This is a genomic window from Aeribacillus pallidus, assembly GCF_050478865.1.
Taxonomy (GTDB): domain Bacteria; phylum Bacillota; class Bacilli; order Bacillales; family JACDOC01; genus JACDOC01.
Map to the genome: position 1 here is coordinate 1 of NZ_JBCNBW010000056.1, position 16,563 is coordinate 16,563.

The 16,563-nt window shown below is 38.6% G+C and carries 15 protein-coding genes and 1 riboswitch; of the genes, 4 read left to right on the forward strand and 11 right to left on the reverse strand.

All coding sequences use genetic code 11. The annotated features are described in order from the left end of the window. Positions 1 to 174: 174 nt before the first annotated feature. The 5 genes from ABES52_RS12225 to ABES52_RS12245 all read right to left on the reverse strand — a co-directional run bounded on the left by ABES52_RS12225 (position 175) and on the right by ABES52_RS12245 (position 5,010). Positions 175 to 1,476 (reverse strand): NCS2 family permease, encoded by a 1,302-nt coding sequence (locus ABES52_RS12225; RefSeq protein ID WP_429651439.1) that lies wholly within the window; start codon positions 1,474 to 1,476, stop codon positions 175 to 177. A 225-nt stretch (positions 1,477 to 1,701) separates the two neighbouring features. Then, positions 1,702 to 2,169: a 6,7-dimethyl-8-ribityllumazine synthase gene (gene ribH, locus ABES52_RS12230; protein WP_429651440.1), complete on the reverse strand. Its 468-nt coding sequence runs from the start codon at positions 2,167 to 2,169 to the stop codon at positions 1,702 to 1,704. A 13-nt stretch (positions 2,170 to 2,182) separates the two neighbouring features. Continuing rightward, a complete protein-coding gene (locus ABES52_RS12235) occupies positions 2,183 to 3,376 on the reverse strand; it encodes a bifunctional 3,4-dihydroxy-2-butanone-4-phosphate synthase/GTP cyclohydrolase II (protein WP_429651441.1) in 1,194 nt (397 codons plus the stop codon). Positions 3,377 to 3,387: 11 nt separating this feature from the next. Further along, a complete protein-coding gene (gene ribE / locus ABES52_RS12240) occupies positions 3,388 to 4,035 on the reverse strand; it encodes a riboflavin synthase (protein WP_429651442.1) in 648 nt (215 codons plus the stop codon). 427 nt (positions 4,036 to 4,462) lie between these two features. Continuing rightward, positions 4,463 to 4,610: riboswitch (FMN riboswitch) on the reverse strand. A 76-nt stretch (positions 4,611 to 4,686) separates the two neighbouring features. Then, entirely contained in the window at positions 4,687 to 5,010 is a 324-nt protein-coding gene (locus tag ABES52_RS12245) for a DUF4870 domain-containing protein (protein ID WP_429651443.1), read from the reverse strand. Between the two features lie 474 nt (positions 5,011 to 5,484). On the opposite strand from ABES52_RS12245, the gene ABES52_RS12250 reads away from it, so the two are divergent. Both ABES52_RS12250 and ABES52_RS12255 read left to right on the forward strand, forming a co-directional pair. Then, positions 5,485 to 6,639, forward strand: coding sequence for an amidohydrolase (locus tag ABES52_RS12250; protein ID WP_429651444.1), 1,155 nt, complete (start codon positions 5,485 to 5,487; stop codon positions 6,637 to 6,639). A gap of 239 nt (positions 6,640 to 6,878) precedes the next feature. Next, positions 6,879 to 7,439: a GNAT family N-acetyltransferase gene (locus ABES52_RS12255; protein ID WP_429651445.1), complete on the forward strand. Its 561-nt coding sequence runs from the start codon at positions 6,879 to 6,881 to the stop codon at positions 7,437 to 7,439. A gap of 8 nt (positions 7,440 to 7,447) precedes the next feature. Here the strand turns inward: ABES52_RS12255 and ABES52_RS12260 are convergent, their stop codons facing one another. Beyond that, on the reverse strand, positions 7,448 to 7,621 hold the full coding sequence (locus ABES52_RS12260; protein ID WP_429651446.1) for a YflJ family protein: 174 nt from the start codon (positions 7,619 to 7,621) through the stop codon (positions 7,448 to 7,450). Positions 7,622 to 7,751: 130 nt separating this feature from the next. Between ABES52_RS12260 and ABES52_RS12265 the strand changes: the two genes are divergently transcribed. Then, on the forward strand, positions 7,752 to 9,110 hold the full coding sequence (locus tag ABES52_RS12265) for an MATE family efflux transporter (RefSeq protein ID WP_429651453.1): 1,359 nt from the start codon (positions 7,752 to 7,754) through the stop codon (positions 9,108 to 9,110). A gap of 55 nt (positions 9,111 to 9,165) precedes the next feature. On the opposite strand, the gene ABES52_RS12270 is transcribed toward ABES52_RS12265, so the two are convergent. The 4 genes from ABES52_RS12270 to ABES52_RS12285 form a co-directional block, all read right to left on the reverse strand. Continuing rightward, positions 9,166 to 9,942, reverse strand: coding sequence for an SDR family oxidoreductase (locus ABES52_RS12270; RefSeq protein WP_429651447.1), 777 nt, complete (start codon positions 9,940 to 9,942; stop codon positions 9,166 to 9,168). A gap of 76 nt (positions 9,943 to 10,018) precedes the next feature. After that, positions 10,019 to 11,125 carry a Ger(x)C family spore germination protein gene (locus ABES52_RS12275; RefSeq protein ID WP_429651448.1) on the reverse strand — a complete coding sequence of 369 codons (1,107 nt, stop codon included), beginning with the start codon at positions 11,123 to 11,125 and terminating at the stop codon, positions 10,019 to 10,021. Continuing rightward, entirely contained in the window at positions 11,122 to 12,225 is a 1,104-nt protein-coding gene (locus ABES52_RS12280) for a GerAB/ArcD/ProY family transporter (protein WP_429651449.1), read from the reverse strand. Before ABES52_RS12280 ends, ABES52_RS12275 begins: the two co-directional genes overlap by 4 nt. Before the next feature lie 9 nt (positions 12,226 to 12,234). Then, a complete protein-coding gene (locus ABES52_RS12285; RefSeq protein ID WP_429651450.1) occupies positions 12,235 to 13,719 on the reverse strand; it encodes a spore germination protein in 1,485 nt (494 codons plus the stop codon). 132 nt (positions 13,720 to 13,851) lie between these two features. On the opposite strand from ABES52_RS12285, the gene ABES52_RS12290 reads away from it, so the two are divergent. Then, on the forward strand, positions 13,852 to 15,255 hold the full coding sequence (locus tag ABES52_RS12290) for an FMN-binding glutamate synthase family protein (RefSeq protein ID WP_429651451.1): 1,404 nt from the start codon (positions 13,852 to 13,854) through the stop codon (positions 15,253 to 15,255). A gap of 65 nt (positions 15,256 to 15,320) precedes the next feature. Here ABES52_RS12290 and ABES52_RS12295 read toward each other — a convergent pair whose 3' ends face one another. Next, positions 15,321 to 16,052, reverse strand: coding sequence for a CAP domain-containing protein (locus tag ABES52_RS12295; protein ID WP_429651452.1), 732 nt, complete (start codon positions 16,050 to 16,052; stop codon positions 15,321 to 15,323). Positions 16,053 to 16,563: the final 511 nt, after the last annotated feature.

The following is a 16,563-nucleotide window of genomic DNA, read 5'->3' on the forward strand; positions in this document are numbered from 1 at the left end:
AAGCGTCCGCCACAAGCGTAATGTATACATATCAACAGTATCGTTTAACAGACAACCATGACAATAAAAATTGGCACATCGATGAATAAAATAACAGCAAAAGTTATCCACAGTTATTTCAGGGTAGAGCTAGTAAAAAAAGGAGTTAACACGTAACGTTAACTCCTTTTTTCATTATAGTTGTACAGAATGAAGCACAAAATTGATAAAGAATAACCCAGCAATCACATACAAAGGGAACGACACATCTTTACCTTTCCCACTCGCCACTTTTAAAATTGGATATAAAATGAATCCGATCGCAATTCCATCGGCGATACTAGATGTAAATGGAATCATTGCGATAATAAAAATGGCTGGGAAGGCTTCCGTGAGATCCTTCAGCTCCAAATTCCGGACGTTTTGAATCATTAACCCACCAATAATCATTAAAATGGGAGCAATGGCGTTATCCGGAATATATTTCATGTATGGAATAAAGAAGATGGAGCTTAAAAACAGTATCCCTGTTGTCACAGCTGTTAGGCCGGTACGTCCACCGCTAGCCATAGCAGCTGCACTTTCCACACTCGAAACGGTCGGACTCGTTCCGAATACCCCTGAAAGCATCGCAGAAATAGCATTTGCTTGGTATGCTTTTTTAAATTTTTCAGGTTGACGCAAAATCGTCACATGCCCATGAACAAGACCAATATTTTCAAAAACTATAACCATCGTGATGGAGAAGACCGCTACCCAAAAAGGTAACTCCATCCACGACGCAAAGGACATGTTAGCAAATACTTCTTGATAATCACTAAAACGAAATTTTGATGAAGATGCCTGTTTCGGTAATAAATCTAGCCACCAAGCAAGCAAGGTTCCAAATAAAATGCTCCAAAGAAAGTTACCCGGAACGTTTCGTAAAAATAAAATCATCGCTACAAAAAAGGAAATCACTGTAGCCATAACAATCGGTTCATTTAATTGGCCTAGTGCGATAATAGAATTGTCTCCCCGTTCGACGATGCCGCCTTTTTCTAATCCAATTAACATTAAAAACAACCCTAATCCAACGGTAATGGCTTCTTTTAATGTAGCTGGGATGGCATCACTTAACAGTTGAGACAAGCGTGTAAACGCTGTTACGACAAATAATGCACCCGAAATAAACACTACGGCTAATGCTTCTTGCCATGATAGACCCATTGATTGTACAAGAGTGTACGTAAACATAGCGTTAATGCCCATTCCAGGGACGAGAATAATTGGCGTATTTGCCCAAAACCCCATCAATAGGCAAGAAATGAAGCAGGTCAATATTGTTGCCAAAACGGCACCTTCAAGCGGTATACCCGCTTCAGACAAAATGAACGAATTAACTGCAATAATATACACCGTTGTCATAAAACCAATGACACCAGCGATGATTTCTTTACGAAGCGCCGAACCGTGTGCGTCGAGCTGAAACCAACCTCCTATTCGTGATTGTTTCATCTTCCATCCTCAAATTTTTAAGTCCCTCTCCCTACCCACTTTACCTTTTCAAGAAGGCAAGCCACAGTTTAGGATTTTATCAAATTTTGTCGAAAATGCAATCCTTATGGAAAGTGTCAATGAAGTAAAAAAATTATGTAAAAGAAAACAATCTCCCTCTGAATTGATACCAAACACAGTAAAAAAACACCTTCCGCCTTTGTTCGGACAGAAGGTGTACATTCATTATGCGAGTTCCCGATAAAGGTTGGCCATTTCGATTGCGTTAACGGCTGCTTCCCAACCTTTGTTCCCTGCTTTCGTCCCAGCACGTTCAATCGCCTGTTCAATCGTATCAGTGGTTAAGACACCGAAGATGACTGGAACTCCAGATTGTAGTGCCACATTGGCTACACCCTTAGCGACTTCGTTAGAGACGTAATCAAAATGCGGAGTGGCCCCGCGGATGACGGTCCCTAATGTAATCACGGCATCGTATTTTTGGGACTCTGCCAATTTTTTTGCCGCCAAAGGAATCTCAAAGGCACCTGGCACCCATACGATGGTTACATCCTCTTCATTCACCCCATGGCGCTTTAGCGCATCTTCTGCTCCGCTTAATAATTTACTCGTAATAAATTCATTGAAACGTGAAACTACAATAGCAACTTTCACTCCTGTACCGACTAAATGACCTTCCAATACTCGTTTCATCTCATTATCCTCCTTAAAATTTTAATAAATGACCTAATTTTTCATATTTTGTGCGTAAGTATCGCTCGTTAGCTTCTTTCGATGGCATTTGAATTGGAACACGTTCTACAACTTCTAATCCGTATCCTTTGAGTCCTGCGATTTTTCGTGGGTTATTGGTTAACAGTCGCATCTTACGTATGCCAATGTCACGCAAAATTTGAGCCCCGATTCCGTAATCGCGAAGGTCCGCTCCAAATCCAAGTTTATGATTGGCTTCAACCGTATCCAATCCTTCTTCTTGGAGCTTATATGCCTTTAATTTATTGATGAGTCCGATTCCACGTCCTTCTTGACGCATGTACAGTAAAACACCTTTTCCTTCTTCTTCAATTTGAGTTAAAGCAGCAGCAAGTTGCGGGCCACAATCGCAACGATGCGAGCCAAACACGTCGCCCGTTAAGCATTCCGAATGAACTCGGACTAAGACAGGCTCATCTCCTGAAATCTCCCCTTTTACTAGCGCTACATGCTCTTTACCGTCAATGTCATTTGTATACCCAAACACTCGAAACGTACCAAAATCCGTTGGCAATTGAATTTCCACTTCCCGATGAACAAGCTTTTCTTTTATCCGACGGTAAGCAATTAAATCTTGAATGGTAATCATCTTCATGTTCCATTTTCGAGCCATCTCTTGTAATTCTGGTACCCTTGCCATCGTCCCGTCATCTTTCATAATTTCACAAATGACTCCAGCAGGTTTTGCTCCACATAATTTTGCTAAATCGACGGCTGCTTCTGTATGACCGGCTCGTCGTAACACCCCGCCTTCTTTCGCCACCAGCGGAAAAATGTGACCTGGCCGTTTAAAATCGTCAGGCTTAGCCTCCTCTTCAAGCATCGCTAACACGGTTGTTGAACGCTCAAACGCACTAATCCCCGTATGGGTAGATTTATGATCAATACTTACTGTAAAGGCGGTTCCATGCGTATCGGTATTAACGGTAGTCATCGGCTGAAGATCAAGCTTATCGGCTAACTGTTCCGTAATCGGTACACAAATGAGCCCCCTACCTTCTTTTGCCATAAAATTAATGACTTCGGGAGTCGCTTTTTCTGCTAATGCGACAAAGTCACCTTCATTTTCGCGGTCTTCATCGTCCACCACGATAACCACTTTTCCTTGTTTTAAATCTTCTAACGCTTCTTCGATTGAATGAAACATTCCGGATCACCTCATGATAAAAATCCGTTTTTTTGAAGAAATTCCATAGTAATTGTCTCTTTTTTTGTAACCGTACGTTGTAGCATATGTTGAACATATTTAGCTAACATGTCTCCTTCAATATTGACTATGTCGCCGACACTTTTTTTCGCTAAAACAGTCATTTCTTGCGTATGTGGAATTAACGACACAGTTATTTCTCCATTTTTTACGTCAAAAATCGTTAACGATGTACCATCAATGGCTACCGATCCTTTTTCCATCATCAACGGTTGTAAAGAAGTAGGGATGTCGATCGTTACGTAAAGTGCATTATCAACGGCTTTCTTTCTTTTAATCGTTCCGGTCGCATCGACATGTCCTGAAACAAAGTGCCCACCAAATCGTCCTTGGGCATGCATTGCTCGCTCTAAATTCACTGGTGAACCTTTTTTTAACCATTTAAGCGACGTGTGGTGAAACGTCTCAGGCATTACATCCACATCGAACGTTGATTGGGTAAAAGAAGTAACGGTTAAACAAACACCATTAACGGCAATCGAATCGCCTATATGAACATCAGACAATACAACGGAAGCTTCAATGGTTAGTTTTAACGATTGTTGGCCTTGCTGAACCGCTAAAACTGTTCCAATTTCTTCAATAATCCCTGTGAACAAGCTGTCACCCACCTTTCGTTCAAATCGATTGACAATTAGTAAGTAAGGAATAGAAATGGAAGGAAATGCATCGAATGGGTTTTACAATTGGGGCACATTTGGGAGAAACCGTCGCGCAAATTGATGGATTATCTTGATGATAAAGTGGATCGACTTTTTAAAATTAATAAAATGCATAAAAATAAACAACAGTTCCTTTCCTCTTCTTCCACCATTTGGACTCTTTATTCGGGAAGAATAGATACGATGACACTTTTTCATCAAATTCGCACCTCCTTTCGAAAAAAATCGCCCCTTTTTCAGCAAGGGGCGATAAGAAGGCACGACGAAATAAGCGTCTTATGACCCCTTTTTCAAACTGCTGTCACATCACAACTGTTGACAGTGGTATTTCATGTAGTAGGTCAAAGATCTATTTAGACGCTTCCTTTTCCTTCTCCCATCCAGACTATTACTGTCGGCTTTGGAATTTCACCAAATCCACCGTTTTCTTTGTTAAAGAAAACGGGTCACGGGCTAAGAGGAATGACCTCATCACCGCCGGTCGGGAATTTCACCCTGCCCCGAAGGAAAACCTATTCGATTTAATGCTATCGTACCATAATTATTAAAAAATTGCATCTTTTAACTAACTTAAAGTGAAAAAGTTTGTTATTTAATGATTCTAAAAATAAACGGAATACGATACTCCTCTCCTTCAAACGCCTTAACGGCGGCCACAATGGTAAACACGATGGCTAAAATTCCAAGGAGCCCTAATAAAAGTCCCCCTATCAGAACTAATACAAGGATACAAGAGACGAGACCGTACACGGAATAGCTAATAAAAAAGTTGAAATATTCTTTTCCATGATAGTCAACGAACGGAGAATCGTCTTTTTTGATGAGCCAAATCACAAGCGGACCGATAAAGGCAGTAACAAAACTAATTAAATAAATGGCCGCTGCAAAGATTCGTTCATCTTTTGAAGGCATGATAATCATCCTCTCTTTATTCGATTTCTCATTTATTCTACGTTACATCCTACCCGATTGTTTCACCCATTGAAAAAGTACGTCTTCCTTTTCGTTTGATTTCATATGACTATATATAGCTAAGACAAATCTTTTTCACGGATTGAACGCCAAACGGCTGTTTATTTTTCTTTCTTTTCCACCCGTAATTGGAGGAATTGTTGATGAATTCTATGGCTATATGGAAATATGACTTTTCCAAGTCTATTCATAGAAACAGTAGCGGCATCACTTTACAGTTATATAGCAATTGTATTGATGGTTCGTTGGATGAAAAAACTATCCTTGAAATGGTTTACCGGGCACGTGTTGTGAGTAGGAGCGATCATTAGGATGTTTTATTAAATATTTAAAAATTTTTATATTCAAATCTCTTACTTTTCAAATACTTCAAAGAATATAATAAGTTCATCTATGTGCAAAGGTGGAGAAAAAATGACAAAACGGTTACTGAAACAAGCGAAAATCATTCGGGTCACCTCACCAATGATGGAAAAAGGAGATGTTCTCGTTCAAGATGGAAAAATTCGCGCTATAGCTCCATCAATTGAACCAACGAGCGATATGGAAATTATTCTTTGTCAAGGCTATTATTTACTACCAGGGTTTATCGACGTTCATACACATCTTGGGTTGTATGATGAAGGTACAGGTTGGGCAGGAAACGATGCCAATGAAACAAATGAACCTTTAACTCCACATATCCGTGCGTTGGACGGAGTATATCCTCTTGATCCCGGATTTCAAGATGCCATTCGTCACGGGATTACGACAGTCCATGTGATGCCTGGAAGTGCTAATGTAATCGGCGGAACGACTTCTGTCATCAAGACATTTGGAAAAAGTGTCGACCAAATGGTTATCAAACGGACAGCAGGGTTAAAAATTGCCTTAGGGGAAAATCCGAAGCGTATACATAGTAACGGAAACAAAGATTCCATTACCCGAATGGGTATTATGGGGATGTTAAGAGAAGCCTTTTATCATGCAAAAGTTTCTAAGGCAATGGATGATATACGAGTGATTCCCCTTTTACTTGCGCTACGGAAAGAAATTCCCGTCCGAATACACGCCCATCGTGCCGATGATATTTTATCAGCTCTACGATTGGCTGATGAATTTGATTTAGATATACGGATTGAACATTGTACAGAAGGTCATTTAATCGCAGACAAGCTACTAGGTCGAGGGTTACAAGTTAGTGTAGGTCCTACCTTATCAAGACGCTCGAAAGTGGAATTAAAAAATAAAAGCTGGTCAACTTATCGTATTTTAACCGAACATGGAATATCTGTCTCCATCACAACCGATCATCCGTACACGCCTATCCAATATTTAAACGTTTGTGCAGCATTGGCCGTTCGAGAAGGTTTATCTGCTCAAAAAGCAGTAGAAGGAATTACGATAAACCCTGCCCGAAATTTACAGCTGGACAACCGAATTGGAAGTATCGAAGTTGGAAAAGATGCCGACTTAGTCCTATGGAGCGAATTTCCTTTCCATTTCATGGCTAAACCAGTATTAACGATGGTGGATGGATACATCGCCTATATTCAACGAGAGAAGCTAACAATCCAGCCAAAACAATAAAATCGAATTTCATAAAAAATTAACATTTTCCCTATTCCCCTTTTTATGATTTTTTTGTATGATACAGAAGAAACGATGATGAACCAATTTCATATGGTAATTGAGGGAAGGCAAATGGTGCGCCACCAGTTTTCGAACTGGTTCTAGTGGGTTCGATTCCCACCCCGAAATTTTTTATGCAACTTTAAAAAATTTCGAGGGTGGGCCCACTTGGACCGCCCTCTAGTGGAGGGATGATTTTGCTTAAAAAAAGAGACTTAACTGATTGTCATGTGCTGTACGAGCTGATGACGCATCCGGAGGTCTTCCCTTTCGTGCGTCAAAAAGCATACTCATACGAAGAATTTCTTTTCATTACAAAGCAAAACATTGAAGCTGAAGAACGCGGAGAACTTATTTCGCGAACGATTTTGGATGAGTGGGGTAATCCAATCGGAACAATAAATTTGTTTGATATTGAAAACGGAGCGGGCTTTTTAGGTACTTGGCTAGGAAAGCCGTTTCACGGTAAAGGCTATAACCGCCGAGCAAAAGAAGCATTCTTTCAGGAATTGTTTTACGAATTAAACATCCACACGGTTTTTATGCGTATTCGAAAAGAAAATATCCGCTCACGAAAAGCTGCCGAAAAACTTCCATACGTCGTTTTAGCTAACGAAACGCGACCTCTCTTATACCAACAAGTAAATCAATCTTCCCATAGTTATGATTTATTTGAAGTTCCAAAAGATTTATTTCAACTATATGATCGTCGTCAATATCATTCCCTTGACGATAATCAAACAGCTTTGGAAGCATGAAAAACGAGTCATTCAGTTGACTCGTTTTTCGCTTGTCGTCCTTCATTTACATATTGAGCATAAAGTTGTCGTAGAATCGGAGTTTTGTATAATTCAATTTTTCGGAAATCTTGAGGATGGTTCCTTACTCCAGCTTCCTTTAATTGTTGCACAAACCATCCTTTTGAGTACTTAAACGCCATATTCTTCCTCCTTCACTAGGCTTGTCCCTTCCATCCTATGAAGAAAGGAAGCAAAATATGATATGTAAAAAAGAAAATCGTATGGTATAATATTTCACATTCGTTGGAAGAAGATGGAGTGAGCAGCATGATGGTTCAAACGTATACGAAAGGTCAAAAATTAAAGCAATTTTTTCTAATATTATTACCAATATTAATTACTCAATTATCGATGTATGCGATGAATTTTTTTGATACGATAATGGCTGGAAATTATTCATCCACCGATTTAGCAGGTGTAGCCATCGGCAGTTCGATTTGGGTCCCTATTTTTACAGGGTTAAGTGGCATTCTTTTATCTATTACCCCTATTGTCTCCCAATTAATAGGAGCAGGGGAAAAAAAGGACGTTTCGTTTTCTGTCATACAAGGAATCTATGTTTCTACTGTGATGGCTTTCATCGTAATCGGTATCGGTTCGATTTTTTTAGACCCGTTTTTAAACATGATGCAGTTAGATGATAAAGTGCAACAAATTGCCCATGATTATTTAGTGGCGCTATCTTTCGGAATCTTTCCTTTGTTTATGTATCAAGTCTGTCGATCGTTTATTGACGCTCTTGGAATGACCCGAACGACGATGATCATTACACTTCTTTCCTTACCGGTTAATGTTGCCTTAAATTACGTGTTTATTTATGGGGCACTATTTGTTCCTCCATTTGGAGGAGTAGGTGCCGGATATGCTTCGGCCATTACTTACTGGTTCATCTTATTTGTAGCCATTTGGATTATCGACCAACGTGTTCCTTTCCAACAATTTCGAATTTGGCGTCAAGTTCAGCCAGTTGATTTACGAAAATGGAAAGATATATTGATAATTGGTGTGCCCATCGGTTTATCGATTTTTTTCGAAACGAGTATTTTTTCAGCAGTCACCTTATTAATGAGTCCATTTGGGACAGTTACCGTGGCCTCTCACCAAGCAGCATTAAATTTTGCTTCGATGCTATATATGGTTCCATTAAGCATCTCAATAGCCTTAACGATTGTTGTTGGATTTGAAGTGGGAGCAAGAAGGTTTAAAGATGCCTCAACTTATAGCTTTTTAGGAATTAGCATTGCGGTCGGACTCTCATTTTTTTGTGGTTTATTGCTTTTTATATATAAAGATGTGGTAGCTGCGTTGTATACGGATGATTCGAACGTCCTTACATTAACGAGCCAGTTTTTACTGTACGCGGTCTTTTTTCAATTATCAGATGCCATTCAAGCTCCCGTCCAAGGAGCGTTACGTGGATATAAAGATGTCAATGTAACTTTTTTAATGGCTTTTATTTCTTATTGGATCATCGGTCTTCCTCTTGGGTATATGTTAGCCAATTTCACTCTCTTAGGTCCTTTCGGGTACTGGCTTGGGTTGATTACTGGCTTAGCTGCTGGTGCTGTTACGTTGTCCTATCGATTATGGTGGGTACAAAAAAAATATCGAAAACAACACTCGATATAAAAACAGGATGGGAAATCCCCATCCTTCTTTATAACAGCATATCGGGTAGTAGGCTTTATTGTTGATGATACACTTTGCCGAGAACATCTTTTCCTCCCGTGACTGGAATAATACTCCCTGTAATAAAACTTGACCTTTCATCACAAAGAAAAGCAATGACACGTGAAATATCCTCGCCGGTCCCTGGCCGTCCTACTGGAGAAGACGAATCTTTATAAGTAATCGCTTCATCGATGCTTTTTTCTTTCCAGTCCCCGATAATGTCACCCGGACAAATCATATTAACGGTAATCCCATTGGGTGCTTCTTCTAAAGCCAGCGTTTTTGTTAAGGAAGCCAGTCCAGTTTTCGCTGCGGCGAAAGCCGAACGATAAATCCACCCAGGTGCGGATTCAACGCGGTCAAAACCGAACGTAATAATTCTTCCCCAACGATTCTCTCTCATTTTTGGAAGTAGCAGTTTCGTTAAATAAAACACACTTGTTAAATTTCCATTTAGTAAATAGAGCCATTCGTCTAACGTATATTGCTCCATCGTTTTTCGTTCCTTAATGTATGGTCCAGCATTATGAATGACAATATCAATGGAAGAGACATGTTGAGAAGCTTCGTGAATCATCTGTTCACATGCTTGTGGATTCGCAACATCTCCTTGAATGGTCCAAACGTTTATTCCATATACCTTTTTTAAGTTGGCTGCTAAATATTCCGCCTCTTGTTCACTTTTCCGATAATTAATAATGAGATCATGACCTACTTCGGCTAACGTATACGCACTTCTCCTCCCAATTCCTTTTGCTCCCCCGGTTATTAATGCCGTTCTCTTTTTCACAATCAATCCTCTCCAATGAACATGTACTTATCATTATAGTAAAAACAGTTGCCGTAAAATGCAAATAACTAATGTGTTATTCAAATGTACGATCGATGATACCATGGTCTTTCACATTCACCTTCGTGTGAACATTTATTTTAGACTTAGCAAACTCTTTGGGCCAACGATCTTCTACTTTTTTCCAGTGGTTATATGCATACGCTCTCGCATATACCCCTAGTCCCAATGGATCAATTTCTTCCTGTTGCAGTTTTTTAATTAATTCTTCTGCTTGCTTTTCAATTTGTTTTTCAATTAGCTTTATTAATTCCTTCTTATTTTTTATTGGATGATTATCTGATGAAACTTCCTCAATTGATACGTCCATGTTTAAATGTAAATCAAACTGAAGTTGTCCATTAACAGTTTTTACATTATTGTTATAATTCGTATTGAATATGTTCATTGTTACAACTTCTTCTTTCGTCGGAAGTTGAACAACGAAGGGAACAGGCTCATCTACTTGACGTGTTAGTAACAACAATAACGCACTTTCATAAATGTCAATGGATGTTACGTATTTACCATTTTCATCCAATAATGCAATACCTGTAACGCGAATACCATCTTTCATGATTTTTAGCTCAGCTATATATGGCGTGATTCCTTTTTCACTCATTTGTTTTCGAAACGTAGCTGCCGTTGTTTTCGCTGTTGTTTCATTTTTATAAGAACTATTAATTAAGTTATTTAAAAATAATCCAAAGCGGGGTTTGTCAGGGGTTTCAAATCTCATGATTTCATCTAATGGCCCATTGAACATTACTATTTGTGCATTTGCACTACTTTTGGCATCACGATAAATATAATCAATAATATTCATCGGTTCATATTTTTTTAGTATCTCTTTTGAAAAGATAATGATTTGGATTTTACCAGTGACTACGGTTCCATTACTCATCACGTCAAAATATTGTTTAGCTTCCCGTAAAGAATTTGCTTGAACTTCTAACAATTGGCTTTTTTCGGATGCTTCTTTTGAAAACACAGGACTCATTTGATAGATGGTAAATTTTTTATCTTTCCCTTCATCGATACCAAGGACAAGCATCACAGTTGTGTCCTCGATGTACAATACATCTCCACATCCACCCCCAAAAAGAAGGAGAATGAGCAAAGGAAAAGTAAGCAACTTTTTCATAAGCCAATCCCTTTCTTTTTCCATTTATTTTTTACATACATATACATGAGTAGAATAGGAGGAAAAACGAGGATTAACCATATTCCGAAATTTGCCCATTTCTCCCCTAATGATGAGACTGTATCGTACGAAGGATTAAAAATTAACGTTACGATGATTAACAGAACGGCAAATACATACAAAACGTATTGGTGATCTTTCCACCCAATGATTTGAGATATTCCAAGGGTCGTAAAGTACAAAAATGGAATCCCGGTGGTTGAAATTTGAAACAAATAGGCTGAAAGAAAGACGATCTCCAATCGTTCTAAAAATTGGAAAGAAATTGGCTTTAATAAACTAAGCGTCGGCCAAATTAAACCGTTTAAATCTTCTAATGTAAAAACAACAAAACAACTAACCGTAATTTGTAAAAAAACTAATAGCGTAATCGTGTTGGCGATAAAAATGCCAAGATAGGCTCGTTCCTTATTTTTTAAAAAAGGATAAAGAATAAAAGCCACCTCAAATCCAAAATAGGAAAACATGGTGGTTTTTACTCCAACAAAAACCTCTTTCCAATTATCCTTGATAACCGGTAATAAGTTTAGCCAAGTCGCATCTTTGAGGGGTATTAATAAAATCATTGGCATCCAAAGTGTAATAATAAACACTAATTGTGTGTATCTACTAATAATACGTAATCCGTTTCGAGCAATAAATACCCACGGAACAAGAACAAGAAATGCTAACAAAAAATAGAGGGTTTCTGGAAGAACCCAGATGACCATAATACGGATCGTTGCCGTTAAGAGAATAAAACTTGCAATGGCGAAATAACAAATCCAAACAATTGAAATCAGCCGGCCAAAATATTTCCCAAAATAACGATTTAGTAAGTCAAAAATCGTATCATTCGGGTGTTGTTTCATTATTGTAATAATAATAAAACTCGCTAAAATAGATATTATCCAACCAAATATAATTGAAATCCATCCGCTCGTGCCAGCGACACTTGCAATTTCCCTTGGAAGTGTTAATACACCAATTCCTATTTGGATACCATTAATGGCAAAAATATATTGTAACAACGTAATATCGTTAAATGTCGTTCGGTTCATATCAACCACCTAACTGTTTCGACGGGCCTTTTCGACTAACTTATTTCCCGTTTTTGGTAATCGTATAATTAAATCTCCCCAATGTTTAAAGCGAGTTGGAGCGATTGGATTTCCATACGGTGTTCCTAAAGACTCTAGTGAAATTACATGGCCAATCAAAATCATGACCCCAAACATCATTCCTACCATCCCAAAAAGGGCGGAAATAAGCATAAACGGGAATCGAAGAAGTCGTGCACCTGCCGCAAAGTCTTGATTTGGTAAAATAAACGATGATATCGCCGTAAGCGCTACGATAATGACCATGATATTACTTACAAGCCCCGCTTCAACAGCTGCCTGTCCAATAACAATACCACCGACAATACCAACCGTTTGTCCAATTGGGGCTGGTAACCGTAATCCTGCTTCTCTTAACGTTTCTAATGTGATTTCCATAATAAACGCTTCAATAATTGGTGAAAACGGAATGGCTTCACGTGATTCTGCCACCGACACATATAAATTAATCGGAATTACTTCATAATGAAACGATAAGACCGCGATATAAAGAGGTGGTAATAAAATCGATAAATAAAAGGCAATATATCGTAACACCCGAATAAAAGAGGTGACATTCCAGCGAATACTATAGTCATCAACAGTATGAAAAAATGAAGAAAATGTAGCCGGGCCAATTAAAACAGCCGATGAATGATTTATTAAAATCGCTATTCTTCCTTGTAATAAATGCATGCCTACCGTATCCGGACGTTCTGTTGAAATGAATTGCGGTAACGGAGAGTAGGGATTATCTTCAATTAATTCTTCTAACGATCCAATGGTTAACAACGTATCGACGTTTAATTGTTGTATGCGTTTCTCTAATTCTTTTACCACATCCTGATGAACGAGGTCTTGTAAGTACATAATCGCAATCGTATTCTTTTTTCTTCTTCCAACTTGGAAATTTTTTATTTTCAATTGGGGACCATCGATGAACTGGCGGATCATCGAAATATTGTCTTCAAGAACCTCAATAAACCCTTGATGGATTCCTTTTAACATCGACTCCGTTTGCGGTTCTTCAATGGAACGTTTCGGTATACCTGTCGTGTTAAAGACAAACAGTTTATTCAATCCATCAATGATTAAAATCGTATCCCCGTGTAATAACGTATCTATAATATCCTCTAATTTTAGTTCATTGACTTCATTATATTCATATAATGCTGCAAGTGGATTAAATTGATCAGAGTGGTGTTCATACATTAGCGGGTGTAAAATTTTCTCTTGAATTTTTTTCTCATCAGCCAAACCTTTCACAAACAAAATCGCTGCTTCTTTTGTATGGTTAATAAGAAATTGCCGATGAATTAAATTAGCAATTTGAAGCTGATTTTGTAAAAGCTCTAAATTATCTCTTAAAGAGTAACTCCATATCATATCAATAGACTGTTGTTTCGTAGTTGTCTGCTTTGAGAAAAGCTTATTTTTCTTCCACTTCATAACCATTGATGAAACCCACCTTTTTTTCATCCTGTAGTCCCTATTATCTACTTATAGGAAACATTTATGCGCGATGGGTAAATCTTGTCTTTCCAGGGAACATTAAGGATAGGAATTGATAGAGGGGTTTGAAAAGATATGGCCAACGAATTGATTTTCATCATCATCTTGACGATTGCTTCTGTCCACCTTATTGGTTTTCTAATCCTCTTATTCGGTTGGAAAAGGATTGTGAAAAACATCGTTCACTCCATGGGGAAAATAGTGATTACTGACTCTTATGAAGAAAATATCACTGAATTAATACCAGGTGTGAAAAAGTACGGGTTATTAAGAATTATCGAAAATAGTTTGCGTGCTGAACGCCCTGAAGTTCTTCACCGCCCACTTGGATCCGTTCGTAAGTGGCCCAGTTTTGATGCCATTACCTTTATTCCAACGCAAACTGGCCCATTTCCGATTGATAAAAATGTAGAAATCGATATGAAAGTATTTATTGGCCCAAAGGCCAAAAAGCCTTTACGAATTGGCATTCCTTTAATGATTACCGGGATGGCGTATGGAGTTGGATTGAGTGAACAAGCAAAAATTGCGTTAGCACAAGCCTCTGCAAGGATGAATACCGCTATTAATAGTGGTGAAGGGGGCATTCTACCAGAAGAACGGCAACATGCCAAATACTATATTTTGCAATTTTCCAAAACGGAATGGGCAAAAGAAGAAGAGCATATAAAAAACGCCGATATGATTGAAATAAAATTCGGACAAGGAGCTTTAGCAGGTATGGGTTCGGTGATTCCTCCTGAAAAGTTAAAAGGGAGAGCACGAGAGGTGATGAACTTACAAGATGGGGAGGATGCCATTATCCATGAACAATTTTTTGAAAATCAAACATTAGAGGATTTTAAAGAACTGATTGACGAATTACGAACTTTTACAAAAGGTATTCCAATTGGCGTCAAAATGATGGCTGGTGGTAAAATTGAGCAAGATATAAACCATTTATTACAAATAGGCGTGGATTTTATTACGATTGATGGCGGCCAAGCAAGTACTCATGATGCCCCACCGATTTTACAAGACGATTTTGGAATTCCGACGTTACATGCTTTGATAAGGGCTGACCAATATTTGAAATCGATCAAAAAAAGGGAAGACGTTAGTCTCATTGTTTCGGGCGGCCTTTCTTCTCCCGGTGATTTTTTAAAAGTACTTGCTCTAGGAGCCGATGCGATTTATGTCGGTTCGGCCATTTTATTTGCCTTAAGTCACGCCCAAAGCGTTAAGCCGCTTCCATTTGAGCCACCTACACAAATGGTCTGGTACAACGGAAAATTTGCTAATCAATTTAATATACAAAAAGGTGCGGATGCCGCCTATCGTTTCCTCTATTCTAGTACGGAAGAAATGAAAATGGCTTTACGGGCGATGGGCAAAACTTCATTAAAGGAATTAACGCGCGATGACTTGGTGACGTATGATAAAGACTTAGCCCAAGATGCCCATATCCCATATACGTTTCATCCTTTGCAAAGCGAATAAATAGAAAAGAGGACTGGCCCCGCTTGGTAGATGCCAGTCCTTACACGTACAGTCGACGATGGGATTTATTTTCCAATAAACATTTGTGTCCAATAATGACCATTTTCTACATATCCAACACCGATATGGGTAAAGTTCGGATTTAAAATGTTTTTACGATGCCCTTCCGAGTTCATCCAATCGTTTACTACCTGTTCTGGTGAGCGTTGACCCATTGCAATATTTTCTCCAGCTGTTCGATAGCTAATACCAAATTGCTTCATCATATCAAATGGAGAACCGTACGTTGGGCTTGTATGAGAAAAATAATGATTACGAGCCATATCATTCGCTTTTTCACGTGCAACTTTAGCTAACTCCGGTTCAAATGTTAATGCTGGAAGTCCGAATTTTGCTCTTTCGTTATTCGTTAATTCAACTACTTTTTGTTCAAACGCTTTTACTTCATATGAAGAGGAGTTTGTTGGCTGATTGACCGATGGCACTTGTTGTGGTGGCGTTGTCACAGTTGAATTGGATTCTGGAACTTGAATCGTTTTAGGAACCTCTGTACATTTAGGCTGTGTCCCCTCTTCTACTGGAATTTGCTTATAGAACTTCGAATTTTTTGATTGATAGCTTGCTAAAATGTCATCAATCCATTGATGAACCTTTTGAACGTCCTTGTCGGTCATTTGGTAAACATACACTTTTCCATGCGTAGTCATATGACCTTGTGCGGCTTCAGCTTTTCCCACTAGCGGAGAAACAAGTAAAGCGAACGAAGTAACAGTTGAAAGCAACGCTTTTTTCTTCATCTTTTTATTACCTCCGACGTTTTTGTTTGCACCATCATCATATCATCGTATTTTTGTAACATTTGATAAGCGATTGTTAAAGAGTGATGAGTCAATTTTTGAATGGATGAAAGAGGAAATAAGGAAGGCGTTTAGTTTCTTGAAAAAGAAGTAACTCAATGGTTCTAGTGGTTTAAAGAAATAATTAGAAACAATACAAATTCCATCTAAAGAATTAAATTTTTTTCAACTATCCCAATAAATATATCGTAATTCACCCTTGACAAGTTATTCTGTCTCCTAGTTTTCTAACAATTTTTGCTGTCATGTAACAAAAGAACAAATTTCATAACAATTCTATCTAATAAGTAAAGGCTCTATTAAACGATACTGTTGATATTTATACATTACGCTTGTGGCGGACGCTTTCCGCGGGCAAGCCGCAAGCCGCTTCCCTCGCTACGCTCAAGTATGGGTCTTACGGCTTCTTGTTCCCGCAGGAGTCGCCGCCGTGTGAATAACTTGCTAAAAA